A 25528-nucleotide genomic window follows, 5' to 3' on the forward strand; every position below is an offset into this window, starting at 1 on the left:
TTTCACTTTTTTTACTGGTCAACAGCTTCATAACTATCTATGGAGGTCATAGCTGAGCGAAGACTGTTAAAATTTTTACGGCAGGTAACTGTATAAGGATGATTTACGCCTAACTGTCGTTCACAAATTTCCAAGGCTTGCTGATACAACGGTTCCGCTTCTGAGTACTTTCCTTGGGAACGATAGAGTCCTGCCAGGTTGTTGAGGCTGGTGGCGACAGAGGGATGTTCCTCTCCCAGCAGCCGTCTTGTCATTTCCAAGGCTTGCTGATACAACGGTTCCGCTTCTGAGTACCTTCCTTGGGATTCGTAGAGTAATGCCAGGTTGTTCAGGCTGGTGGCGACAGAGGGATGTTCCTCTCCCAGCAGCTGTCTTGTCATTTGCAAGGCTTGCTGATACAACGGTTCCGCTTCTGAGTACCTTCCTTGGGATTCGTAGAGTCCTGCCAGGTCGTTCAGGCTGGTGGCGACATCCGGATGTTCCTCTCCCAGCAGCTGTCTTTTCATTTCCAAGGCTTGCTGATACAACGGTTCCGCTTGTGAGTACCTTCCTTGGGATTCGTAGAGTGCTGCCAGGTTGTTCAGGCTGGTGGCGACATTTGGATGTTCCTCTCCCAGCAGCCGTCTTATCATTTGCAAGGCTTGCTGATACAAGGGTTCGGCTTCTGAGTACCTTCCTTGGGAAAAGTAGAGTAATGCCAGGTTGTTCAGGCTGGTGGCGACATCGGGATGTTCCTCTCCCAGCAGCTGTCTTCTCATTTGCAAAGCTTGCTGATACAACGGTTCCGCTTCTGAGTACCTTCCTTGGGATTTGTAGAGTCCTGCCAGGTTGTTCAAGCTGGTGGCGACAGAGGGATGTTCCTCTCCCAGCAGCTGTCTTATCATTTGCAAGGCTTGCTGATACAAGGGTTCGGCTTCTGAGTACCTTCCTTGGGATTCGTAGAGTAATGCCAGGTTGTTCAGGCTGGTGGCGACATTTGGATGTTCCTCTCCCAGCAGCTGTCTTCTCATTTGCAAAGCTTGCTGATACAAGGGTTCGGCTTGTGAGTACCTTCCTTGGGATTTGTAGAGTCCTGCCAGGTTGTTCAGGCTGGTGGCGACAGAGGGATGTTCCTCTCCCAGCAGCTGTCTTTTCATTTGCAAGGCTTGCTGATACAAGGGTTCGGCTTGTGAGTACCTTCCTTGGGAATCGTAGAGTAATGCCAGGTTGTTCAGGCTGGTGGCGACAGAGGGATGTTCCTCTCCCAGCAGCTGTCTTATCATTTGCAAGGCTTGCTGTAACAACGGTTCGGCTTGTGAGTACCTTCCTTGGGAATCGTAGAGTAATGCCAGGTTGTTCAGGCTGGTGGCGACAGAGGGATGTTCCTCTCCCAAGCGCTTTTTAGCAATTGATAAACTTTGTTCATACCAAGGTAAAGCTTGCTCGTAAGCTCCTTGCCCTTCGTAAAATCTAGCTAAACCAACAAAAACCCAAATTAAATCCTCATCGCTTAACCAATCTTGATAAACTGTAGCAGCTTCGGCAAGGTGAGGAATGGCAAGGCTAGCTTTAGCTATTTCTACCTGAGTGGGTGTTTGGGGAATATCCCGCGCTACTGCTACCATTGCTTCACAAAAGCCGCGCTTGAGTTCATCTGCTTGTGCTAAATTTTCTAGTTTGACGCGCAACAATTCCCGAATTCGTTCATGAATTTGATAAGTGTCTTCTGCTATATGCTGTAGCAGGTATCGTTGAATTAAGATAGTGCAGCTAGCTTTGATGTCAAAATCCAAATTGCTAGCACTCGCCGCTGATTCTACCAAAGACCAAGAAATAGGAGCTAAAGCAAATAAAGTTAACAAACCAGCTAACTTTTGCTCCTGGGGTTCTAAACATTCCCAGTTGAGTTCAAAGGCTGCTGTTACACCTGACTCGCCTTCTGATGCTTGCTTTTGTTGTAACTGCGCGAGGATGTCTGCTAGCATGGCACCTTCCCTGGCTTTCGGCAAATAGCTGCAATTTGGTACAGTCCAAGGGGTATATAACCCACATGTTCACAGAGTATTTTTGCTTTATCTAACTCCCATTCAACTCGTTCTTGTCCCAATAACTTTGCTAATAACTCTAACGCTGCATCTGGTGATAATTCACCTAGTGGAAGTACGGGATATGGTGAACCTACCCGTTGGCGAGTGGTGATTAACACCTTAAACCGAGAACCTTTTGGTGGCAGATAACGCTTAACCTCCGCCCAGTCTGTGACATTATCAAAAACCAATAATACATTGCCTGATTGCCAGTTTCTCCAGCAATACTGAATTTGACCGTCAAGGCTTAATCCTGAAGGATTGAAGTTAGAGAAATTGACTATGCCAAACTCCGTCAACTGCGTTCCTATGTCAGCTGCTTTAACGTTCAACCAACAGCACCCACCGCTGTAATTTTCCAAATTCTCCCATAAGTAACGAATTGCTAATTCTGTTTTACCCACCCCTCCCTCGCCAGTCACATCGGTAATTGCCACAATATCATTGTCCTGCAATAGCTGATGTAGCTGTTCAAGCTGTTCCTCTCTACCAACAAATTTACTGGCATTGCTTTGAGGAATATTGTGCGGTATCTCAAAAGGGTTGAGATGCTGTTCTTCTTTATCCCCATCCCAACTGCGGTAATACCAGTACGTCGGAAGCTGTCTTTTATCTAACCTTGCCAATCGCTGCTTGACTTGTTCTGCAACAATTTTCATATTTGGCGGAAAAATCTCAGCAGGTGCTTGTTCTAACGCTTCTCGCACTGCTTGGGAAAAGTATCCCGTTTTCTCAGAACTGACTTTGGCTTTTTCTCCATCTCTAGCCGCAAGCAAGACAAATTGTTGACTATCTTCCCTTGGCTTACCGCTATTAAATGTTTTCCCACCTAATTGAGTTGGTCTTTTTGGAATATCTAAATAACAATTGGCACAAGCATCAATGATACAAATATGATTACGAATTTCAAAGAAATCTGAACTCAACAAATGCAGCAGCGAATTTAAATCTAAATTCTGCCAGTTCTGATATGTTGCATCAGCGCAAAGTAATCTGCGCTCTCGCTCTGATGTTATCAGACCATGCCCCGCCCAAAAAATATAGAGCAAATCTCCTGACTTTCGCAGAAGAAAATTATTAATGATATTATCAAGAGTTTGCAACGTAGGTTCTGCTACTGGTAATCCACATTGCTCCACCTGTTCCTGATTTTCCTCTAGTGGAGACAAACACAACCAAATATTTCCTTGAGGCACGCCCTGCTTTTGACACAGCCACTTAGCGAACTTAAGGGCATCGTTGATCGGTCCCCCGCCTTTGACATTCCAAGTTGATTCGTGGTATTTTTCAATACCTACAATTAACCCGTAAGTTTGCTTTGGTTCGGCGGTTAATTCCGTCATCGCAGCTACCTTGGGATAATTTCCATAATACATTCCCAAGTTCTGTCATTTTCCCAATATGCACTGTGCGATCGCGGAAATGGTTGTTTGCTAATTACTTCCTCATCCTTTACTTTTACTTTAGGAAAGATTTTACTTGCTTTGTAGCTCAGAAAATCTCGTAAATCGTAGATATTTAACCATTCCGGAAAGTTACCCGGCAGCGGTTGCCCAAATTCTAAACTGCAAAGAGCGTTAATCTCATACATAAATGGTGCTTGGGAGCCAACTGTCACCAAATGGACCACTTGCGGAAAATGCTGTTCTACCAATAAATCGACACAGGCAATACCACCCAAGCTGTGAGCAAGTAAAACGACTGGTGGTTCTGCTTGTTCTATTGTTTGCCTAATAAAATCGCGAATTTTCTCACCTCGTGCCTGATACAGCAAGATATCGCAAGGCATAGGCGAAAATTTATTGGTAACAGCCCCGCGTTTCCCTTCTACATAGTTTGTTCCTATAGGTAATGCTAATTCAGCAATTTTTCCTAACACCCAGCCCCCCAACCCCAACTCGGCATCAGCCAAAGCCAAACTGAGTAATTCCGCTATCTTATCTCGTGATTCTGTATTAGTAAGTATGGGCGGATATCTTTCTTGCTGTTCGCAAATTAGCATTGCTTGAGCGACTATCGCCCTCGCGATCGCATTGCTATATTCACCTAAAGATTTTTCCGACACATTTTGCAATGCTTCATTATAAGCGTCGGAGCGTATCACTACCTCTCGCGCGTCATCAAATACCTCTGCAATTCCCGCCTCTGCTAATTTGGCTTCCAGTTCACCCTCAGGGGTAAGACTGTAAACACGCTCCCGCAATTCATCTGCTGGAGTTTCTGCAAAAGGGTTATCGTTTCTCTCTTCGTCCGTTTTTAGTGACAGCAGCCGCAATTCATACAATGAGTCACGGTACAATTGCTTCCACAGAAGAATTTCTTTGTCTTCCTCTTCCTGATCAAGTGCCAGAGTTTCCTCATACCTTGGAACAGATGCGCCATTAGCACGTAAGCTCGTTCCTAATTCGTCACCCCAAAGGCAGCGTTCTACCTTAACATCGGGACGTTGTGCGTGAATCTTTTTCTCAATTGTTTTAAAAGTTTCCTCGTATTCGCGCTTCCGTACTCCTGTACCATGTACAAATATTACGGTCGTCATTGCCTTTTAAGCATAAAGTAAGTGATTAAATATCTGCTTTTTATGTCAAAAATAATCAGTTGCAGTTAATGATGCCAATTGTAACTTACAAAGTAGCTATTTTGTGAGTATGTTTTTATAAAATGTATAATGAATAAGGTTTGAGCATAGTTATTACTTAGCCCAAACAACACTAACTACTAGCTGTATCTCTTTGGAAATAAGAATTTTTGCTCAAGCATGCCAATTTTTTTTACGTATAAAAATTAATTGACATGCTACAAATGGTGCAAATCCTAACTTAATTTTATTTTTGAAAGAGTAAGAAAAATTGTAAGAATAAACTAACAAGCTATTTCATTAAGTTGATTAAGTGAATGACTAACGATACATACCTATTAGAAAATCTACTTAAATGGGAATCTATGCTGAAACAACTATTTCCTATTTCGATTCCCAGTACTTGCGTATGGAAAGATAAGACTGCAATTATATCAATCCTTAATATGATTGGTTCTATTGAAAGTGCTTCTCATGTTTTTTTACCAGGGGGTGGAGGAATTGACATAATAGAGGCAAGAACATCTATTGAAGATGAATGTATTGAAATATTATCAGATGGGGGCATTCCTTGTATTTTAAAGCCGAGTCATTTAATATTTCAATCATTCAATAATCATGAATGGTCTTACTTTAGATTAGAGACAAAAAAATTAAGCCCAATAGGAATTTATGAAAATAACAAATTGAAACGGGAAGAACTTACAGAACTCACCCCAGGTGATTACGTAGAACGTGCAGTATGGGATTATGGATACTATGGTTATGTTGATTCCAACAATGAAGAAAAACCTTTACCAGAAAACGCACGAGTAATAACAAGATTTCTGGAAGGATCTTTTGTCATCTTTACAAGATCTTCTCCTTACAATTTGTCACAAGAAAAGGACGCTTATGACGGCTTCCATAATTTAATGAATAGTGATGAGTTTCAAAACTATATTGCAGAGATTTCTCATTCTACAAGTAGTCAAAAATAAAAAACAACATAAGCTCCAACATATTATTTAAATAAAAATACTCATAATTTTATAAAACTTTAATCAATGAATAGCTGATAAAAAGCAGCCCGGAATTCAGAATCCATTTTCATAGCTGTTTTAGTTGGAGAGTGGTTTCCTATCAAAACAACTATTCCAAATTTGTTTTTCTACTTCATCAGTTTGTTAGCAACTTCATAGCTTCTGGTAGCACTGCCAGAACTTTGTTAACATAGCCGCCATCCGGGCAATAACCAGCATTAACTATGAATTTCAAATAAGCTTCGGGGTTTTGGCTGTACTGACTCCACCCAACATACGGTGAACGATTAATAAAGACCCAGTAACCCTTGACAGCGTTTTCAAGAGTAGCAAATTTGCAGTATTCCTCTTGCCCGTCATGAGCGTGATAATCTACGGGGCTGGCAATTGACCTCATTTCAGGTCGCCACTTCAAACCATAAGGATTGTTATGCAGTAAAAACAGATTTGATGTCCCCCGTCCCGATTCCAGAATTGCCTGTGCTAGTTGGGCGACCTTCAAATCGGGAGTTGAGATGCTCGTGGTTTTGAGCGTCTTAACAAAAAGCTGCCACTTGTCCGGTTCAACCGAGTCTTTACTTGTTGAGCCAGCACTGGGTAACTTACCCGTCAGACCTAGGACTATAGCATTTGCCATCGCCTCAACATCAAAGCGATTCATGTCCTGTTGACAATCAATAAAGCAGCACTCAATCAAAATTGCTGGGGCGTTGGTATTTTTCACCACATATAAATGACTACCATCTTTCACCCCACGGTTGAAAAATCCTAATTGACAAATCTCTCCTAGTACCGCCAAAGCAACCTTTCGCCCAGCCTCACTCATTGCAAAAACCTCACTCCCGTGAGCCTTACCATTAAAAGCGTTGAAATGAATGCTCACGTAGAAGTCCACATTCGCTTGGTTAGCTATCCGGCATCGTTGTGCCAGAGAATTGCTCACCGATGTCGTTGATTTTGGGTTGCAGCTAACCACCTCATGCCCCAAAGCTTGCAGCTTGGTTTTGACTAGTGTCCCGACGGCTAAAGTCAGCTTATCCTCCGATTTCAGCCCCACCGCGCCAGTGTCGGGGGCGCAGTTATGCCCACAATCAATCCCATATTTCATAAAGTGGCGATCGCCTCCTTAATTTGGTCGTCGGAAACTTCGATGTATTTCATCAAAGCGTGTACATCTTGATGTCCAGTGATTTTCTTGATTGTTGCGGTTGCGATTCCCCGGCGGGAGAGTTTGGTGATTAGCGTCCGGCGGAAGCTGTGAGTCGAGATACCGTTAGAAACCAGTCCAGCTTTAGCAACAGCACGCCTGAGTGCGCGCGAGGCAGCTTGAAACTGAAGATGAGAACCGTGAGAACTGGGAAACAAAAACCCAACTAAGTTTGGTTTGTGAGCATTCGAGTACTCGCGCAAGATTTCTCGTAGGTTGGGGTGAGTCGGAACTTGTCGTGTTTGCCTTTTCCCATCAGGTGAAGCTTTGCGAGTACGCGCGGGGAAAGTAATGTAATCTAATGGCTTACCTTTAGCATCAAAAACAGCATTTGTGGGCAACTGCACCACCGCACCCAATCGCTCACCAGTCCACCAAGCAATATCAAAAATCAGCTTGTGATGAAAACTCATTAAATGACTTTTGATTTTGAGATAGTCAGCATCACTCAGAAGAGATGCTTGCCCCATTCGATTAACTTTAGGCATATACATCTTTAACCGTTATTTATAAGTAAAACTGGTACATTGCCTGTTGAATGTTTTAATTAAACTTGCTCAAGTGTATATAATACAATCCTTTGATGGCTTCGTGGGATATACGTGTTTTACATAAAACTTGTCTATAGCTATTGATTTAGGTTCGGGATAAAACGGATTTAATTAACTATTACTCATCCGTTATGGCAGAACCAACTCTTACCGAAGTCTTCGGACTGGGCGCATCCCAAACTGATGCCCAATTAATCATTTCCAAGGCTGATTTAGCAGCGGTAGGCTTGACGCCTGCTGCAAACAACCGAGCAGAACAATTGTTTGTCGCTTTACTGCTTAAAGTCCAAGCTTATCTTAATCCCACATCTCAAGAAACGAACCCAGATATACAAATAATCATTGAGGAAGGAACCTTCCCCTCAATTGTATTTCGGAATAATCAAAATTATCGCCAGACCACTTACACAGTGAATTTGCAAAAACTTGATAACAGCAGTGCAATTGACCCCGACGACTACTGATGGATTTGACGCTACAGAATTTATTTGGTGAAGGCGCGAGTCAGGATGAGCAGGTTTTAAAAATCAGCAAGGCGGATTTACAAGGTTTAACTGCTTCAGTTAACAATCGGACTGAACAATTATTTGTAGCAATCCTACTCAAAGCAAGGTTAGCGTTTGAGGGAGAATTCTCAACAGATAATGATGAATCTATCGTTACAGAGAATGGTGAACCCTTGTACTTTTCTAATTTAGAGTTCTATGCATTCTTGAGAGTTTTTTACTGGCGGAAGTTACTAGAGCCAAATAAAATCATTAATCAATTTGTTTGTCTATCATATGAAGCAAATCAATGAGCTATCGGAAATTGCTATTGCTAATAATAATGACTGGCTTCTCATTCAAACCGCCGAAATGGAGTTATACGGGAATCTATCCTAATTTAGGCAAGATATCTATGGCTTGTGAAGGCGCAAATAAAGCAACAATTAATTTATTTAAAAATGGAAGCATATATAAAAGAATCGTCGTTGACTCCCCTCCAGTAACACTAGAATGCTTAAAAAGTCAAAAAGAGTGCCAAGCCGTAATTGTTGCCGTAGAAGTACTATTTTCTAGTGGTCGCACGCAAGTTTATTCAGATAGGTTGTGGAGTCCCATCTCAGATTTAATTATCGAAAACAATTCTGTCATCAGAATTAAGAATAGAGGATATCCCTCTATAGAAGGTTGCAGAGAAGAAGCGCATCGGATTTTTTATTTTGTTTCAGATGGGACGATTAAAGCCGCCAAAATAATAAGCATTACGGATGCAAGCGGAAATTCTTTTGCAGATTCACAGTCAGAGGGAATACGAATTAGAAACAAGGAGAATACTATTGTTTTCGAGGAAATGAACATTCCCTGCGAAGGGCATCAAATTTCCTGTGATGATGAATGTCCTCCCGGTCATATTCGCTGTGAAACCTCAGCTTATCCCGGTTACTGCTGCATCCCTTGTAATGAAATCAAATCCGAGATAGCCGCTATGCGCTCAATAATTAGGAGGTTAAATGGCTGATTGCTGTGCTGAACTTCGAGCAGAATTAGCGGCGCTACGGGCTGAAATTGCCAAGCTTAAACCTGTTGATGAAAACGCCATTGTTAATAAAGCTGTTAAACGTAGTGAAGCAAAGATTATCCCCCAAATCCCAGGAATTACTAACCCTTTGATTTTTGCAGCAATTAATCCCTTTAATGTTCGGCTTGGCAAGGCTGAAAGATTATCGGGGCAAGCTTTAGACAAAGCTAGAGCTTCACTTGAACGGGCATATCAAGCTAGTAGCACTGCAACAAATGCTGCTGCAACTGCTAGTAGCGCCGCTAGTAAAGCAGGGGCGGCTCTTGCCAAAATCGCAGCTTTAGCTGCTAGCATCGCTGCATTAATTGGAGTGGCTGCTTTAATAAAAGTCCTTGGAGGACGGTTAGATGCTCAGGAAAAACGAGTAGATTCTATTGATAATGGATTATCAAGAGTTTTAGGGCTACTTTTACCCATAAAAAACACAGCTGAAAGAGCAGATAAAAAAGCTTCTTCAGCCCTTCAAAAAGCTGATAGAGCAGATAGCACCGCTAATACAGCAATTTACAAAGCAAATTCCGCATCTTATGCTGCTAAAGATGCTCAAAATACTGCTAACAACGCCAATCAAAAAGCTAATGATGCCCTTTATGAAACGCGAGCAGGCAGAGCCAAGCTTGAGGGGAGAATCGCGGCTCTTGACAAAGAAATCAACGATACAACCTATACAGCTAATCGAGCTAACACTAAAGCTGACGAAGCTTTAAGAAAAGCTCCCATTCCTGGTCCTAGAGGATTCCCAGGCATCCCAGGAAAAGATGGTGAACGTGGACCTCAAGGGATTCCTGGTAAAAATGGCTTACCCGGTCCACAAGGTGTGCCTGGTAAAAATGGTGAGCGTGGTCCACAAGGTGAACGCGGGCTGCAAGGGATTCAAGGATTACAAGGAATCCCTGGACCAATGGGACCTGTGGGTGCGCCGGGACTTGCGGGTACGCCAGGGCCGCAAGGAATTCCAGGATTACCTGGACCTGCGGGAGTCCCCGGGAGAACCGGTGAGCGTGGTCCCCAGGGTGAACGTGGATTACAAGGAATTCCAGGTAAGGATGGTAAAGATGGTATGGACGCTGAAACTAAAAAAGCAGTTGACGATATTAATAGTAAACTTGGCTTTATTCCTTTATTAATCGCTAGACCAACACCTTTAAGCTTTGAAGAAACGGTTCAAGCAGCTAATACGGGGGTGTGCAGATCTACCGCGCCAGGTGGGTGTATGAATAAAGCGCTAAATGACAACAATCAAAATATTAATAACAACACCAATGGTGGTATTAACAGAATTTTAGATGCTGTCAACACGGGTGCGAACGCAGCCCAACTTGCACTTTTAACTAAAATTGATACGAAGCTAGGACCACAGCTTCCTAATGGCGGTATCTCCAATCTTCTGCAAAGATTCTTTGATAAATTCGCCAAGTTCGCCAAGTGGATACAATTAGAAAGGATTTTGATTGTAGCAACTTGGGTTAACACAATGCACAACGCTTATATGCTCAGTAGTGCTTTGGGAGAAACGCTATTTAGTGTTGTGGATAATTTAGGGAATATCTTTTTTAAAGATGAAGAAGGCGAAAATATAGATACACGCTCAATTATTGGGAATACTATTGATGGGTTTGCTAAAGGTTTATTTGGAGTAGAAACCTGGACAGGAATAAAAACGACTTGGAAGAAGTGGAATCGCATCTATCAAGCTGGAGCTAACATCATTAACTCTGTGCGCTCAATCGTTGATTCTGTGAGAAATGTGAGCGAGTTTATTGCAGAAAATACTGGAAGAATCGGGAATGCCCTCAAAAAGTTTGGGGTTGTTGGAGAACGCGCTTATCGTTGGATGCCTGAGCAAGTCAACTCTCAAAGTGTTTGGGTGCAGCGTTTACAAAACCTAGAAAACGCTGCTAGCGGTCTTGAAATGGTTACATCAGAAGTGTTAAGCGTCACTGAGAATATCAATCAAATTAAGCAGCAAACAGACGAATTCAAAAAATCAATGAGTGATTCTCCAACAAAAGAACAGACTGAAAACACAGCAGTAAAAACTCAAGCGGATGCGAGTAAAGCAGTAAGCGCGGCTGTGGCTCTTGCGGAATCAGATAAGGAGGCTGATGAATAATGCCCCTCCCAGAAGGATTTAGCGAATGGGAAAATCTACAAGATTTAGTGAGAATTGAGCATAATAAAGCTGTCCGCGCTTACTTCAAAAATCAGGCGGATGACGATATTTCCACACCTAAAGCTAGACTCAAGCACAGTTGTTTAATCAAGGATGATGACACTGCAACCATGACACTGCAACCATGACAATAATGAGGCTCTGGTTGTTTGAGGTAACTGTAGGTCATGCAGCATCTCTGCAAACTCCAATATACGGAATTCCTGTACAAGAATTGCAGCGCGAAACTAAGTTTAAACCACAAATTAAACTTTATTTTAAAGAACCTTATGACTTTGAAAAACACGGCGACGGTACAGAACAAGTGCGTGGGGAAATCAGTTTTAGAATCATGGATAGAACTGCTGAAACCATAGCAAGAACTGATGCTGTTGCATACGCTCGTGAAATTAAGAATGAATTTGCAGTTCCTCCTTTAATTTGGAAGCGAGGTAAGTATAAGTGTACTTACTTAGATTTGGAGAATGGCTTTGATTTACGTTTGTTATGTGTTTCTAAAAGTGAAGGACAATCACTGGCTCGCTCTGTTTTAAAAGTTGCAAATAAAACTTATGATGAGAAGAATTTTCAATTTATAGAAAATACTAAAGAGTTTCCTACCAATCCCGGAACGCACCGAGTTTATGGGAAGATAGTTAGAAAGTTTCGCCAGCGCCCCACTGCTGATGTGAAATTTACCCACGCGCAATTGCTCGTTCCAGGACAGGTGAAACCGATTAATTTGGTAGGGCTTAACGGACGCTTAAGAAGTGCGATTGAAAACGTTGTCAGTTTTTAAAAACAGTAATTATTCGTTCGACAAGTTAACTTGTTGCGGGTAAAAAATACGTAAAAACTGTTGCTACGCTTGAGGAGCAATAACAATTCAGTACATAAAAAGATGGCGTATAGAGATATTAGTCGTGGTGTTCGTTTGGCTGCTGACTACGCCAAATATACAGCATGGCTTAACAAGAGCACAGAAGAAAGGCAAGCCGCTTATGCAGCAATTACCACTGCTGCAAATAAAGTCAAAACGGCTCGAACTCCTGGATACATTGTTCCATTTGATGCAAGCGGGACATCATTAATTTATGTTCCTGCTAGGCTCATTAGTGCTACTCAATCAGGTCGAGGGGCAGCACTGGCAACGACTCTTAAAGGAATCGTTGACGAGTTTACTTTCAGCACTCAAGAAGTTGCAGCGTTAGCGACTCCCAATGTTTTGGAAAATGCGAAAAGTTTCAAATTCGCTAAAGTGAGCATCATCCAACGGGTTGTAACTGCAACAACAAAGGAATCATCGCGGATTACGGGCAGAAAATATTATAGGCATGAAAATGACTCTGTAACTGCTAGCTTTGGGAAAAAAGTTGCAGCTGATACTTACGACAGCGTCGTCCAGGCTATTAAAGAAAAGCCAGCTTTTATTGGCTTGTTTACTGGCAGCGAGAACGCCGCAGCTAGCCGTTATCGCTTTGTTCCAGAAGGGGTCTGAATGTCTATCGCATCTGACAACAATTTGTTATGGGTTCCACGAAATCTCAGAGACTTGCTCACTGTGTCGGTTGATTGGGATGCGGATGATAGTACGAGTCTTGGGATGCAAGTGATCAATAAAGCTGCTAGTCAATGGTTAACTGGCACTTTGGATGATTCCACTTATTTTGACTTGCTTGACCATTACGGCATAGACCCTTTAAGGTTTGTGGGCGAAGTAGAAGAACATATAGAGCTATTGATGCGCTAATGTTTGATAATCCCGAAAGCTGGGTTTTAATTTCTAATTCCACTAAAAATGCCACTTTAGTAGGGGATTTGATAATTCAACCCATAGCAGCTTTTGAACCCAATCATCTTTTTACTTCCAGCACAATTGGAGTGCAAGCAGTTTCTGTCTCTGCTAAAGATTCATGGGTCAAAGCCGGATACTTGAGCCAGTTTTTTGTTGACACTCCACTGGGCTTAACGGGAATGGCACAAGGGGAAAGGTTTTTTATTCCCTTGGTTGTTCCGATCATTTTGAAAATGTCCAAGTTCCCCACTAACTATAAAATTTCTTTCCAACCTCCTAAATATTTTAAAGATTGCTCTTTTACTGTTTGGGAGTTTAAAGGTGAGATTTAGTTGAGCACTTCAACTTGTTTAAAACTTGAGTAATTATGCCCTTAAACAGTCCAAATCAAGAAAGCATAAAATCCACTAAAGTGACTGCCACGAATATTACTGCTTCCCCAAATTCAGTTATTCTTCTTAAGGCTAACCAAAATCGTAAGGGGGCGACAATTTGGAACGAGTGCCCAGTCACCTTGTACATAGACCTGACAGATAGAGTCGCGCTGAATGCTTTCACTACAAAGCTCATGCCTGGAAGTTACTACGAACTCCCCTTTGGTTACACTGGTTCGATTGCTGGGATGTGGGAGGTTGCTGCTGAGGGGTTCGCGTTGATTCGGGAGTTTGTTTAATAATGCCTTTAACTAATCCATCTTCTATTCTCATTACTGACAGCAGCGAGGTTTTAAAGCCTCTTTTAGATGCCAAGGCAAATGCAATTCATCAACACTCAATTGATACGGTCACGGAATTGCAAATTACTCTTGATGAAAAAGCACCAACAATACATCAACACTCGATTGCGAATGTAGAAGGATTGCAAGCAGCGCTGGATGAAAAAGCACCAACGCTTCATCAACACTCGATTGTAAATGTAGAAGGATTACAAGCAGCGCTGGATGAAAAAGCGCCAACGCTTCATCAACACTCGATTGTAAATGTAGAAGGATTACAAGCAGCGCTGGATGAAAAAGCACCAACGGCTCATCAACATACAATAGCAAATGTTTCTGGATTACAAGCAGCGCTGGATGCTAAAGCGCCAACGGCTCATCAACATACAATAGCAAATGTTTCTGGGTTACAAGCAGCACTGGATGCTAAAGCGCCAACGGTTCATCAACATACAATAGAGAATGTCTCTGGGTTGCAAGCAGCACTGGATGCTAAAGCCTTAAAGATTGATACAACTTGGATTAATCTCACATTAAATACTGGCTGGACTAACGTAGGTAGTGGCTACGCTACTGCTCAATATAGAAAAATTACACCAGAGTTAATCTATCTTAAAGGTTATCTGAAAAAATCTACAAGCATTGCTAGTGGTGATGTCATAGCGACTTTACCAACAGGATTTCGCCCTCAAGAAATACTTTGGTTCCCCGGTGGGATGTACAGCAATGTTATTCAAATTGAATCAACTGGGGTAATAAAGGTCGCTAGTTATGGTGGGGGGACGATATTTATGAATTCTGTTTTTAGTATTTAAATCTAATGGCTTTTACAAAACCGATAATTGCTGTTAACGATTCTCCGTCGTCAACAGGAGTTACTCTGACTCTAGAATCAACAGGAGTGATTTTAGGCATCTTAGTCAGTGCTTCTGTCTTGGCTGCTGCGGTCATCAAAATTATTACTTCATTTAACAATCTAGCCAATACTCTTAAAGAGCTTGATGAGGATTTAATCAAGCACATAGCTAGCGAGGGTCATGAAAAATTAATCGCTAGGCTTCATCAAATTGAAGCTTTGGATAAAAAGCTGGATCTGCACATTCAAGATTATGTGAACCGTAAAGACACTGTGCAGATGGTGTTGGGACAGTTAAACGAGAAAATCGACCACAAATTTAACCGCCTCTATAACTCTATGCGAGATGTTGAGGGTTACTTGCAACGCGAGGGGGGTTTTCGCATCCGCCAGTATCACGAGGACAAGCCAGACCAGCATCAGTAACTTACTAAGGTAATGCCGATGACCCCGTTAAGTATTTTGCTGCCAAAGAGAATCAAGATTGAGGAGTAGTCAAAGCCCTGCGAAAGCCAGTCTCCAAGCTGGATTTATCTCCTTCCCTGGGCATCCGGCTTACGAATACCTGTTTGGACAACCAAAAGCACCTCAGCTAGACGTGCTTTTTCTGGGTGCTTTGCTTCATCTCTTCTGAAGCCGCTTCTTCTAACAGGGTAGCCGCTAACTTACGCTTGCCTTGTGCATCTAGCTTTTTCACTTCATTGTGCAGGATGCGCTCATTCACATTCTGATTCCAGTAGTCCAACGATTCAAATCCCAGCAGCGCTAATTTACCAACAAATTGCCGTAACACTTCGTTGGTTGGACCCATCAGCCAACCTGCTTTACCGTCGCGCAAATAGCGTTCAATTTCCATATCTTTCTTAAAGCCAGATCCACCGCAAGCCTGCAGCATCTTATCGCAGACGTGAGCCACATTTTTGGCAGCAGCAAACTTGATTTGCCAGTACCAGGGAAGGTAAGCAGAACGGGGTAAAGCATTGAGATCGGCATGGATTGACCAATCACACTGGTTTGTCAGATCATCCATTAGCTTACCCATTGAAAAGGTAAACATGCGGCAAGCATTTGTGTCGATAATCGCTTCGCCAAAATAGTCCTGAATTGTGGGATAGTCCGCCACCCGCATCCCTACATCTACGTGCTTTTTGCGAGTCACATGACGCTTGGCAATATCGATCGCTCCTAGCGCAATGCCATTCCAGCAGGCAGAAGAACACAGCAAGAAGAACGGATCAACAATTTCATCGTTAGAGGCAGTGCCATCGCCCTTAGGACCGAGCATGCGATCAAGCGGCACGCTGACACCATCCACTAGCAGTGTCCCTGACTGGTTGCCGCGCAAGCCCAAGGCATCCCACTTATGAGGCTCTGCTTTCACCTCATCCCGGTAGATCAAAAAGCAGGACAAATCAGCATAGTTGCCATCAAATTCGGGGCTGGTCGTTTGGACGATGTACCAATCTGCGAAACCCGCCGAGGTTGTCCAAGATGCGTTCTTGAACACTTCCCAGCGGTCGCCGACTTGCTGCGCTTTAGAGGACACGGGATACCAGAAATGAGATCCGGTTTCTGGGTCAGAGTAAGATAGTGTGCCGATCAAAACGTCTGAATCGAGCCGCTGCAACAAGTTTCTCAAGCCACAATTGTGATGTGCTCGAAATAGGGCTGCTGCCGTTGCCCCTAAGTGCATGATGTAACACATGGCGGTGCTCGGACAACCATAGCGGGCGATCGTCTCGGCAACCATTACTGCACAGGTATGACTTTCACCCAGTCCACCCCATTCTCTGGGTACAAACAAGCCCAGTAAGCCGAGAGAAGCCAAGGCTTCAAAGTTTTTGCGAGGGTAAGTTAAATTGCGATCGGTTTCAATGGCATGGGGACGTAGAACGGTTGCACAAAGCTCAATTAACTTTGCCTGTAATTCCTGCTGCACTGAGGTTAGCATCCATTGTGGATCAAAGTCGTATCCTAAACCCCAATATTCTTCCTGATTCCAGGTCTTTGTTGCCGTCATAAAAATTCTACTAGCGACTAGATTGCAAGACTGATTGAATGCGATGGCAGCGTTGGCTTAAAAGCTATTGTTTCTAAGCATATGCTCAGACAAGATCAATTTTCATATTCACATTGTAACTACTCTACCAACTCTTTATGAAGCTGCGCTAAATAAAGCTTCAAGAATAAAGTCGTAAGAAGTCAGAGAAGCAATCTGTTGAGATGTAATTGTTTTTAGTACATCAGTTAACTTCTGCTGTAGTTGCACGAGGGTTTTGCAACTTTCCCATTGCAGTTTCGATTTAAGAAATTCCCACTCATCGTTCAATCGGATTAAGTTCAGGAGAATGAGGAGGTTGAAAAATAGGAATAATGTTATCTGGACAATCAAGAACTTGAGCTTTGTGAAATGACCCTTGGTCGAACTGAATTACTGCGACATCATCACCCAGGTCAACGGTTTTAATTGATTCGTGGAAAATATACTAGTTAGGACTAACGCATTGACAAAGAAAACAGAGTATCGAGTAGTAGCTATAGGTCAAAAGACTTCGATATATTCTTATAGGTGAAACCAAAGTTGACCTATATGGCTAAACAGCAGTATTCTATTCACTGATTACTACACAGTTTCTGTTCTAAATTCCACAATCAAAGTACAGCAGTTTTCGACTGAGCGAGGTACATCTGTAGGGGCGAACAGCCGTATGCCCGAAGGGCACGCTGCGCGTTGGCGGAGCCTGCCCTTCGGGCATACGCCCTGACAAGAAGCTGTATTCCCTCAAAATGCAAATTGCTATAAGTGTTCATCTACATCTATAATGCCGTGTGTTCCAGCAGCATTATAGGTTTTGTTCATTTGGCGATGAATAGCATCTGAGTAGCGCGATTGCATCTGGCGATCATTAAAAATGATAGTAAAAATGATTGTTTGAGCAGCAAGTGAGTAGTAAAAGGTGAGTATTAAAAATGGCTCAAAGTCTGAAAAGCTTGATTTTACAAGGAATTTTGAGGTCCCAGTAGTTGTTGGGGTATTGCTCTCCAATACCAAAAGGCTTCCAACTTGCCCAATGTGAGGGTGTCCAACGCTTTTTAGGTTTAGGCAACATAACGAAGGGGTAGTGAAATGATTCGCTGATTCTAAGAATAATGTGCCACCAAAAGAGTGGCTTGTGGTTTTGCCTTTTTAATCTTTAGTTTGTTATCTTGTTGACACTTTCTCTCATAAACTCTGTAGGGTCAATCTGTGTTCCATTTTTTTAATCCCTCGAAAGATAGATAGACTTTTATTTACAAAATCAAGTAAATTATAATTCTTTGTTTTGTCATTTTGTCATTTTGTCATTTTTTAATTCATAGGGGGATATAATTTATCACTTTATCTAAAAAGCTAAAAAGATAGATAGAGAAAGTAATTGTTATAATAATTCATTTCTCTAAAATGCTTAACTATAAACACAAACTTATCTTGAGTTTAGCTGAATTTTAAAATTCACAAGGTGTGTCTCTTGTCACTTACAAAATAACATGGTGTGCATCAGTCCCTTGATTTTTTAGATAGCTATTTAATTATGAATTAGCTAACCAGTAGAATTATTTATCTGCCGTTAGTCAAAATATCAAAGAACAAAAAAAACGAATGTAAAAATATATGTATAAAATTTACATTCTTTTTTCTCTGAGAAAAAATGAGAGAGAAGAATCCTTATTTTCAATAAGGTGAATTGGTAAATTGTTTAATTGTAATGAAGAGTAAAAGGTATTTAAGATGAGCAGCCATTATGATGAGCAGCCATTATATAGCAATTACTTAGATCTTTACTATAAGGGGGTAGAGCCAATGCAGTCAGTCGTCTTAGAATTTCCTTGTGATCCAGAACCCATTGATTCTCCTTTTTACATTACTCGTTCCCCGGCTGAAGAACAAACTTATCAAGAAATCACCCGAATAGGGAGTATTATCCGGATACAATCTCCTCATAAGACGGGTAAAACTTCTCTAGTACTGCGCCTGCTTGATTATGCCAAGAAATCTGGCTATCACACCGTATATTTAGATTTTCAGCAAGCAGAGGCAGCAGTTTTTAAGTCCCTGAATAGATTTTTGCGTTGGGTGTGTGCAAATGTTAGTTACCAATTGCAGCTATCATCAATGCTAAATGATTATTGGGATGAGGATATTGGCAGTAAGGTCAGTTGCACAGTTTATTTTCAAGAGTATTTGCTTAGGAACTTAGACAACCCTTTAGTTTTGGTTTTGAATGAAGTCAATCAGATTTTTGAGTATTCTGCAATTGCCCAAGAATTTTTCTCATTGCTACGCTCATGGCATGAACAAGCCAAACAAAATATGATTTGGCAAAAACTCCGGTTAGTTGTAGTTCACTCAACAGAAGTTTATACTAGCTTAAATATTAATCAGTCTCCTTTTAATGTCGGATTATCAATTAAATTACCTGAGTTTAGCTGGGAGCAGATTCAGGATTTAGCACACCGTTGTGGACTCAATTGGAGAGGTTATGCAGGGCAAAAAAAAGCCCAAGAACTACAGGCAATGGTGGGAGGACATCCCTACTTAGTGAAATTGGCTATTTATCACCTTGTTAACTCTCCTCAAATAAGTTTAGAACAGCTATTAGATGAAGCCCCCACTATCTCTGGAATTTATAGCACTCACTTACGGAGACAATTAGCAACTTTGCAGCAGAATCCTGAATTAGCAACAGTCTTTAAACAGATGATTTTTGCTGATGGTCGTGTGGAATTAAATCCCCTAGTTGCCTATAAGTTAGAAGGTATGGGGTTGATAAAATTAGATGGGAATCAGTATACTGTTGCAAGCAAGTTGTATCGGCAGTATTTTGCTCTTCAAACCTTTGAGGAACAGAATAAGCAGGAACAAATTGAGCAGTTGCAAAGACAAGTCAAAGAGTTACAGCGCTTGTCTTATACAGATGAATTGACTCAACTTGCCAATACACGCTACTTTGATATCTACCTGGAACAACAGTGGCAAAGGTTAGCAAACCAGAAGAGTCCTTTGTCAGTAATTATATTGGAAATTGATTATTTCAAAATTTACAATACCACTCATGGTCAGGAAGCTGGAGATGAATGTTTGCGGCTGATTGCTCGTGTTGTCCGTGAAACTATAAGCAGTAATAATTCTCATCAAGGATTGGCTGCTCGTTATCAAGGGGTAGAATTTGCGGCGATTTTGCCGGATACAACGTCTGTTATTGCTTTTAAAATTGCTGAATATATCCGAAGGCAAGTCAAAAAATTGGCTCTTGCTCATGATAAAGGACTTTATGGACTACCTTCACCTGTTGTTACTGTGAGTTTAGGCATTGCTTGCACAATTCCTCAGACAAAAGACTCCCCAAAGATTTTAGTGGATGCTGCATCTGAAGCAATGTATCAGTCAATGAAAGGTGAGCGCGATCGCACGTATGTCAGCACAACGTTAAATTATGGATTGAGCAATAATAAACGGTAAAGGTTAGGTAGTCGTACTGAAATACAACAACTACAAGTCCATCAGCAATTAGTAAGTAGCCAATGACGAATTATCGATACCAAGTAGGCGGAAGCCTCGCAACCGATGCTCCCAGCTACGTTATACGAAAGGCTGATGAGGAACTTTTTCAAGCATTAAAAGCAGGTGAATTCTGTTATGTCCTCAACTGTCGGCAAATGGGCAAATCCTCTATGATAGTGAGAACAAGGCATCTGCTACAACAACAAGGATATCGCTGTACTACTGTAGATATGTCATGTGTGGGTAGCGAAAATATCACCCCACTTCAGTGGTATAAAGGCGTTGTAACGGAATTGTGGCGGGGATTTAATTTATTAGGAAAAGTTAATTTAAAATCTTGGTGGCGTGAGAAAGAAGATATTTCGTTACCCCAGCGTCTGAGTCATTTTATTGAAGATGTACTTCTAGTCCAAATCCCTGAAAATAAGATTGTCATATTTATTGATGAGATAGATAGTATCCTCAGCCTAGATTTTTCAGTCGATGATTTTTTTGCCCTGCTCCGATTTTGTTATAATCAAAGAGCTATGAATCCAGAATATAATCGCCTCACATTTGCCATCTTTGGTGTAGCCACTCCATCAGATTTAATTGCTGACAAAAATCGGACTGCTTTTAATATTGGCAAAGCAATAGATTTGCAGGGGTTTCAACTAGAGGAAGCCCAGCCGTTAGCTACGGGATTAGAAGGCAAAGTCAGTGATTCAAAAGCAGTTCTTAAAAAAATATTAGATTTGACTGGTGGGCAACCATTTCTCACTCAGAAAATCTTTAAACTGAGCCTGATTTTTTCAAAAAAAGCAACAAATAATAGTTTTCTTATTGAAGAAAGACAAAAAAAAATCTCGCAAAATCCAATAATCAATAGCTCAAGAAAATTAATAAACTGCTCTCAAAATGCAATCAATAGCTCAAGAAATGCCATAAATCGCTCTCAAAATACAATCAATCGCTTTTCTAGAATTATCACAGACAACGAGAAACTTTGGATAGAGAAGTTGGTGCGCGATCGCATTATTCATAACTGGGAATCGCAAGATGAGCCGGAGCATTTGCGGACGATACGCGATCGCATTCTAAGAAATGAGCAACGTGCTGGGAGACTGCTAAGTATCTATCAGCAACTCTTAGAAGGTGTGGAAGTTCCAACCGATGATAGTCGTGAGCAAATTGAACTGCTGCTATCAGGTTTAGTGGTAAAAGAGCAGGGTTTTTTGCAGGTAAAAAACCGCATTTATCAGGAAGTCTTTAACCTCGAATGGGTGGAAAAACAATTAAGAAACCTGCGCCCCTACTCCCAAGCCTTTGATGCTTGGATAGCATCAAAACAGACGGATGAATCGCGACTACTGCGGGGACAAGCGTTGAGAGATACCCAAATTTGGGCGCAGGAGGGCAAAAGCTTAAGCGATTTAGATTATCAGTTTCTTGCCGCTAGTCAAGAATTAGACAGGCGAGAAGTAGAACAGACGCTGGAGGCACAACGGCTCAAGGAAGTAGAAGCGCGACTGGCACAAGAGAAAAAAACTGCTAACCTTCAACGGTTTTTGCTGGGGGCGGTCAGTATTGGATTGCTGGTTGCTATAGTATTGGGAATGACGGCTTTTATTCAATGACGGTAAGACTTTAGCCTCGGCAAGTAATGACCAAACCGTAATTCTGTGGGATTTGCAGCGGCTCCATATAGACCTACTGAGCTATGGTTGCAATTGGGTGCGGGATTATCTGCGGACGAATGCAGAGGTGGCAAAGGAAGACAGGCATTTGTGTGACAGAATAAAGAACTCAGGACTCAGGACTCAGTAGTCAGAATAATAAAAGGATGCTTGCCCCGTGCATTCATTTATGGAAAGAAGAAAAAGATTTGTTCTTATTTATGGGGATATCCAACTGCGTTCTGTGTTCTTCTTAAGAGCATCGCTATGAGAGGGTCAAAATTTTTTCTCAAAACCTAAAGAAAATCAAAAGAAAAAATAGCTATTCTCTGTCTTAAGGGAGACATACGCTAGTCTGGGCATAGCCACCATAAGAGACGGAAGTCTTGAGGAAAAATACTATGACTGCCACTCTATCTACACCAGGTTTTATCGAGTCCCAGCTAGGCAAAGAAGCAGAAGACTTGCTCACCTACAAGGCAAAAGTTTCTAAAGATTTGCTACATCTACCAGGACCAGACTTTGTGGATCGAGTCTGGATCAATAGCGATCGCAATCCCCAAGTTTTGCGTAATCTCCAAACGCTTTACTCTACCGGACGGCTGGCAAATACGGGATATCTATCCATTCTCCCTGTAGACCAAGGGATTGAACACTCAGCAGGTGCATCTTTTGCTCCTAATCCCATGTACTTTGACCCAGAAAATATTATCAAGCTGGCAATAGCAGCCGAATGCAACGCTGTTGCTACGACTTTGGGAGTCTTGGGGAGTGTTTCGCGCAAATATGCCCACAAAATTCCCTTTATTGTCAAAATTAACCACAACGAACTGCTGACTTACCCTAATCAATTTGACCAGGTTTTGTTTGCTGATGTAGAACAAGCTTGGAATTTAGGTGCAGTTGCGGTGGGTGCGACAATTTATTTTGGCTCAGAACAATCCACCCGGCAAATTCAGGAAATCAGCCACGCCTTTAAACGCGCCCATGAACTGGGGATGGTGACTATTCTCTGGTGCTATCTGCGGAATAACGCTTTCAAGCAAGACAAAGACTACCACCTTGCTGGTGATCTCACGGGACAGGCGAATCATCTAGGCGTGACAATTGAAGCCGACATCATCAAACAAAAATTGCCTGAAATTAACAATGGCTACGGAGCAGTAGTCAAGGCGACTGGTCAGAGTTACGGTAAAACAAATGAGCGGGTTTATACAGACTTGACCACCGACCACCCAATTGATTTGACTCGTTACCAGGTGCTAAATTGCTACTGCGGACGTGCAGGGCTAATTAACTCTGGTGGGGCGTCTGGAAAGAATGACTTTGCCGAAGCAATTCGCACTGCGGTGATTAACAAACGCGCTGGTGGAACAGGATTAATTTCTGGGCGCAAAACATTCCAGCGTCCGTTTGAGGAAGGAGTGAAGCTGTTCCACGCTATTCAAGATGTCTACTTGTCTGGTGAGGTAACGATCGCTTAACCTTAAGCCTGAATCTGCTTGATTATCTTGTGGGATGGGCATCTCGCCCATCCTTATTCTGAAATTGCTTCAATTATGCTAACGACTAACATAATAAGAAATATCATCAAGAGTATAGCAGATATCATTGCCACCATAGACTTTAATAGCCATAACAACAAAGAGAGTGTACTCTCTCTAACCCATATTAATCTAGTCCAAAGGCAGCATATTTCAACAAAAACGATGTCAGCGACGCTGGTCAAGTTGCAATAGCACTGTCGAGCGGCTTTTATTTCCCTACTTTTTATAGACTATGTAACCAGCCTAGGGGAAGAAGAGAGCTTTTTGCAAATTTCCTAACATTTAGAGGGTTAATTCACAAAGCTTGGAGGGAATTTCCTGAATGTTGGAAATTATCAAACTATTTAATCAATTGCGCCGCCAAATCGCGGTAGTCTTACTGGCTGGTTTCGTCTGGTTCATGAGCTTACCTGCTACCTCGTCTCAAGCTGCAGGTTATTATTCTGGCGATTATTCTTCCGCTGAAAAAACCGTTCCCTACTATGCGAGCAACGCAAATACTGCCAAAGCAGAAGAAAAAATGGGACGGTACGCCAACACAACACCAGATATCGGCGGTGATGATTACATCGAGAGCGGTAAGCGAGCAGCAGAAGTGATTCCCAAGGAATTGGGAACTGGAATTCGGCAAAAAAATCCTGGCAATATGCTACAACGAGTTGGCGAGGAATTGGGTAACGACCAGCCTCAGCGTGCTTTTGGGGCAAAAGACTACGACCGTAGCCCAATTGAGCAAGAACTCGCTCGTAATAAAGCAGATCGTGGAGATTACAACCAAGCAATTGACAATGTAAAACGCCAAACTGGTCAATAAGCAAACAAGAGCGTTTCTTACTTGTCTTCTATAACGATGAGTTGATTGCATAAGCCAGCTGGATTATGTTATAATTATTCCAATGTTGGCTGTTCTTTTATATTCAGGACTTAAGTGCTAGCCTGATCTGTTGACACTGGGTGAGGGATGTGGGGGAAGATTCAGAATCCCTACACCCAGACCAACAAAGGAATTATTCAAAGACAAATATCAACAAGAGAATTTCTGGGATATCCTTAAATAGGTCAGAAGTTTGCCAAACAAGTGAAGATGAAGCTGGCAGGACGAGTAAGTCAGGTAACACCTTCTATAACCTTAGCCATTGCAGCAAAGGCTAAGGCAATGAAGGCAGAAGGAATTGATGTTTGTAGTTTTAGCACTGGAGAACCAGATTTTGACAGTCCAGCGCACATTACAGCAGCTGCGGAAAAAGCTTTGGAAGAAGGTAAGACCAAATATGGACCAGCAGCTGGGGAGTCAAAGTTAAGGGAAGCCATTGCTCGCAAGTTAAAAACTGACAATGGTCTTGATTACAAGGCAGAAAATGTTATCGTCACCAACGGTGGTAAACATTCTCTGTTTAACTTAATGCTGGCGCTGATTGAAGCAGGCGATGAAGTTATTATACCCGCGCCCTACTGGTTAAGTTACCCCGAAATGGTGACGCTTGCAGGTGGAGTGCCTGTCATTGTCCCCACAGATGCTTCCACTGGTTATAAAATTACACCAGATCAGTTGCGTAAGTCGATGACCTCCAAGACGAAATTATTCATCCTCAACTCGCCATCTAACCCCACTGGTATGGTATATACACCAGAGGAAATCCAGGCGATCGCAAAGATAATCGTTGAGGCTGATATTCTTGTTGTTTCCGACGAAATTTATGAGAAGATTCTCTATGATGGGGCAAAACACGTCAGTATTGGTTCGTTGGGAGCAGAAATTTTTGCCCGAACTGTGATCAGCAATGGGTTTGCCAAAGGTTACTCAATGACGGGATGGCGCATCGGCTATTTAGCAGGACCTGTTGATTTAATTAAGGCAACCATTACCATCCAAAGCCACAGTACATCAAATGTCTGTACCTTTGCCCAATATGGTGCGATCGCTGCTTTAGAAGATTCGCAAGATTGTGTCGAACAAATGCGCCAAGCTTTTGCCAAACGGCGACAGGTGATGTTGGAAAGACTCAACGCTATTCCTGGACTGAGTTGTTCAAAACCAGACGGCGCTTTCTACCTGTTCCCCGATATCAGCCAAACGAGACTAAAATCCCTAGATTTTTGTAACGCCTTGCTAGAAAAAGAGCAAGTGGCAGTTATTCCTGGAATCGCCTTCGGTGCTGATGATAATATTCGCCTTTCCTACGCCACGGATATGGCAACAATTGAAAAGGGAATGGATAGATTGGAAAAATTTGTCAAATCGGTGATTAGTTAGTTGGTAGTTGATAGTTGATAGTTGA

Annotated in this window: 25 protein-coding genes; 18 read left to right on the top strand and 7 right to left on the bottom strand. The window is 42.1% G+C overall.

What is annotated here, in order from left to right; translation table 11 throughout:
* Nucleotides 1-11: 11 nt before the first annotated feature.
* Genes MAS10914_RS0116730 through MAS10914_RS0116740 form a run of 3 tightly spaced genes read right to left on the bottom strand, consistent with a single transcriptional unit; the run spans nt 12 to nt 4605 of the window.
* Nucleotides 12-1964, bottom strand: coding sequence for a tetratricopeptide repeat protein (locus MAS10914_RS0116730; protein WP_017317100.1), 1953 nt, complete (start codon nt 1962-1964; stop codon nt 12-14).
* The gene (locus MAS10914_RS36420; protein WP_033366095.1) at nt 1958-3409 is read right to left on the bottom strand and encodes a caspase family protein; all 1452 of its coding nucleotides are present in this window, start codon (nt 3407-3409) and stop codon (nt 1958-1960) included. The genes MAS10914_RS0116730 and MAS10914_RS36420 overlap by 7 nt, the downstream gene beginning before the upstream one ends.
* 5 nt (nt 3410-3414) lie before the next feature.
* On the bottom strand, nt 3415-4605 hold the full coding sequence (locus MAS10914_RS0116740) for a lipase family protein (RefSeq protein ID WP_017317102.1): 1191 nt from the start codon (nt 4603-4605) through the stop codon (nt 3415-3417).
* A gap of 356 nt (nt 4606-4961) precedes the next feature.
* Here MAS10914_RS0116740 and MAS10914_RS0116745 point away from each other — a divergent pair, with 356 nt between their 5' ends.
* Nucleotides 4962-5624 (top strand): hypothetical protein, encoded by a 663-nt coding sequence (locus MAS10914_RS0116745; protein ID WP_156818173.1) that lies wholly within the window; start codon nt 4962-4964, stop codon nt 5622-5624.
* A gap of 178 nt (nt 5625-5802) precedes the next feature.
* On the opposite strand, the gene MAS10914_RS33555 is transcribed toward MAS10914_RS0116745, so the two are convergent.
* Nucleotides 5803-6774, bottom strand: coding sequence for an N-acetylmuramoyl-L-alanine amidase (locus tag MAS10914_RS33555; protein ID WP_017317104.1), 972 nt, complete (start codon nt 6772-6774; stop codon nt 5803-5805).
* Nucleotides 6771-7367, bottom strand: a complete 597-nt coding sequence (locus tag MAS10914_RS0116755) for a tyrosine-type recombinase/integrase (protein WP_017317105.1) — start codon at nt 7365-7367, stop codon at nt 6771-6773. The genes MAS10914_RS33555 and MAS10914_RS0116755 overlap by 4 nt, the downstream gene beginning before the upstream one ends.
* 188 nt (nt 7368-7555) lie before the next feature.
* Between MAS10914_RS0116755 and MAS10914_RS0116760 the strand changes: the two genes are divergently transcribed.
* The 12 genes from MAS10914_RS0116760 (at nt 7556) to MAS10914_RS0116810 (ending at nt 14931) form a co-directional block, all read left to right on the top strand.
* Entirely contained in the window at nt 7556-7888 is a 333-nt protein-coding gene (locus MAS10914_RS0116760) for a hypothetical protein (RefSeq protein WP_017317106.1), read from the top strand.
* On the top strand, nt 7888-8223 hold the full coding sequence (locus MAS10914_RS32160; RefSeq protein WP_017317107.1) for a hypothetical protein: 336 nt from the start codon (nt 7888-7890) through the stop codon (nt 8221-8223). Before MAS10914_RS0116760 ends, MAS10914_RS32160 begins: the two co-directional genes overlap by 1 nt.
* 29 nt (nt 8224-8252) lie before the next feature.
* Nucleotides 8253-8927: a hypothetical protein gene (locus tag MAS10914_RS0116770; RefSeq protein ID WP_156818174.1), complete on the top strand. Its 675-nt coding sequence runs from the start codon at nt 8253-8255 to the stop codon at nt 8925-8927.
* Entirely contained in the window at nt 8920-11100 is a 2181-nt protein-coding gene (locus tag MAS10914_RS32165) for a hypothetical protein (protein WP_017317109.1), read from the top strand. The genes MAS10914_RS0116770 and MAS10914_RS32165 overlap by 8 nt, the downstream gene beginning before the upstream one ends.
* A complete protein-coding gene (locus MAS10914_RS35615) occupies nt 11100-11288 on the top strand; it encodes a hypothetical protein (RefSeq protein WP_017317110.1) in 189 nt (62 codons plus the stop codon). Before MAS10914_RS32165 ends, MAS10914_RS35615 begins: the two co-directional genes overlap by 1 nt.
* The gene (locus MAS10914_RS31630) at nt 11285-11938 is read left to right on the top strand and encodes a hypothetical protein (RefSeq protein ID WP_017317111.1); all 654 of its coding nucleotides are present in this window, start codon (nt 11285-11287) and stop codon (nt 11936-11938) included. Before MAS10914_RS35615 ends, MAS10914_RS31630 begins: the two co-directional genes overlap by 4 nt.
* A gap of 102 nt (nt 11939-12040) precedes the next feature.
* Nucleotides 12041-12637 carry a hypothetical protein gene (locus MAS10914_RS0116785; RefSeq protein WP_017317112.1) on the top strand — a complete coding sequence of 199 codons (597 nt, stop codon included), beginning with the start codon at nt 12041-12043 and terminating at the stop codon, nt 12635-12637.
* Nucleotides 12638-12889 carry a hypothetical protein gene (locus MAS10914_RS0116790; RefSeq protein ID WP_017317113.1) on the top strand — a complete coding sequence of 84 codons (252 nt, stop codon included), beginning with the start codon at nt 12638-12640 and terminating at the stop codon, nt 12887-12889.
* On the top strand, nt 12889-13266 hold the full coding sequence (locus MAS10914_RS0116795) for a hypothetical protein (protein WP_017317114.1): 378 nt from the start codon (nt 12889-12891) through the stop codon (nt 13264-13266). Before MAS10914_RS0116790 ends, MAS10914_RS0116795 begins: the two co-directional genes overlap by 1 nt.
* A 35-nt stretch (nt 13267-13301) precedes the next feature.
* Entirely contained in the window at nt 13302-13607 is a 306-nt protein-coding gene (locus MAS10914_RS0116800; protein WP_017317115.1) for a hypothetical protein, read from the top strand.
* Nucleotides 13608-13609: 2 nt separating this feature from the next.
* A complete protein-coding gene (locus MAS10914_RS0116805) occupies nt 13610-14464 on the top strand; it encodes a phage tail fiber repeat family protein (RefSeq protein ID WP_017317116.1) in 855 nt (284 codons plus the stop codon).
* A gap of 5 nt (nt 14465-14469) precedes the next feature.
* Nucleotides 14470-14931, top strand: coding sequence for a hypothetical protein (locus MAS10914_RS0116810; protein WP_017317117.1), 462 nt, complete (start codon nt 14470-14472; stop codon nt 14929-14931).
* Between the two features lie 166 nt (nt 14932-15097).
* On the opposite strand, the gene MAS10914_RS0116815 is transcribed toward MAS10914_RS0116810, so the two are convergent.
* Both MAS10914_RS0116815 and MAS10914_RS0116825 read right to left on the bottom strand, forming a co-directional pair.
* Nucleotides 15098-16525: an acyl-CoA dehydrogenase family protein gene (locus MAS10914_RS0116815; RefSeq protein ID WP_017317118.1), complete on the bottom strand. Its 1428-nt coding sequence runs from the start codon at nt 16523-16525 to the stop codon at nt 15098-15100.
* Between the two features lie 777 nt (nt 16526-17302).
* Nucleotides 17303-17551, bottom strand: a complete 249-nt coding sequence (locus MAS10914_RS0116825; protein WP_198014982.1) for a hypothetical protein — start codon at nt 17549-17551, stop codon at nt 17303-17305.
* A gap of 723 nt (nt 17552-18274) precedes the next feature.
* Between MAS10914_RS0116825 and MAS10914_RS30370 the strand changes: the two genes are divergently transcribed.
* The 5 genes from MAS10914_RS30370 (at nt 18275) to MAS10914_RS0116850 (ending at nt 25503) form a co-directional block, all read left to right on the top strand.
* Nucleotides 18275-20005 carry an AAA-like domain-containing protein gene (locus MAS10914_RS30370; RefSeq protein WP_017317121.1) on the top strand — a complete coding sequence of 577 codons (1731 nt, stop codon included), beginning with the start codon at nt 18275-18277 and terminating at the stop codon, nt 20003-20005.
* A 62-nt stretch (nt 20006-20067) separates the two neighbouring features.
* Nucleotides 20068-21663, top strand: a complete 1596-nt coding sequence (locus MAS10914_RS0116835) for an AAA-like domain-containing protein (protein WP_017317122.1) — start codon at nt 20068-20070, stop codon at nt 21661-21663.
* 440 nt (nt 21664-22103) lie between these two features.
* Nucleotides 22104-23186: a class I fructose-bisphosphate aldolase gene (locus MAS10914_RS0116840; protein WP_017317123.1), complete on the top strand. Its 1083-nt coding sequence runs from the start codon at nt 22104-22106 to the stop codon at nt 23184-23186.
* A 385-nt stretch (nt 23187-23571) separates the two neighbouring features.
* Nucleotides 23572-24063 (top strand): hypothetical protein, encoded by a 492-nt coding sequence (locus MAS10914_RS0116845; RefSeq protein WP_017317124.1) that lies wholly within the window; start codon nt 23572-23574, stop codon nt 24061-24063.
* 270 nt (nt 24064-24333) lie between these two features.
* Entirely contained in the window at nt 24334-25503 is a 1170-nt protein-coding gene (locus MAS10914_RS0116850; protein ID WP_017317125.1) for a pyridoxal phosphate-dependent aminotransferase, read from the top strand.
* Nucleotides 25504-25528 lie beyond the last annotated feature (25 nt).

The organism is Mastigocladopsis repens PCC 10914 (assembly GCF_000315565.1).
Classification (GTDB): Bacteria; Cyanobacteriota; Cyanobacteriia; order Cyanobacteriales; family Nostocaceae; genus Mastigocladopsis; species Mastigocladopsis repens.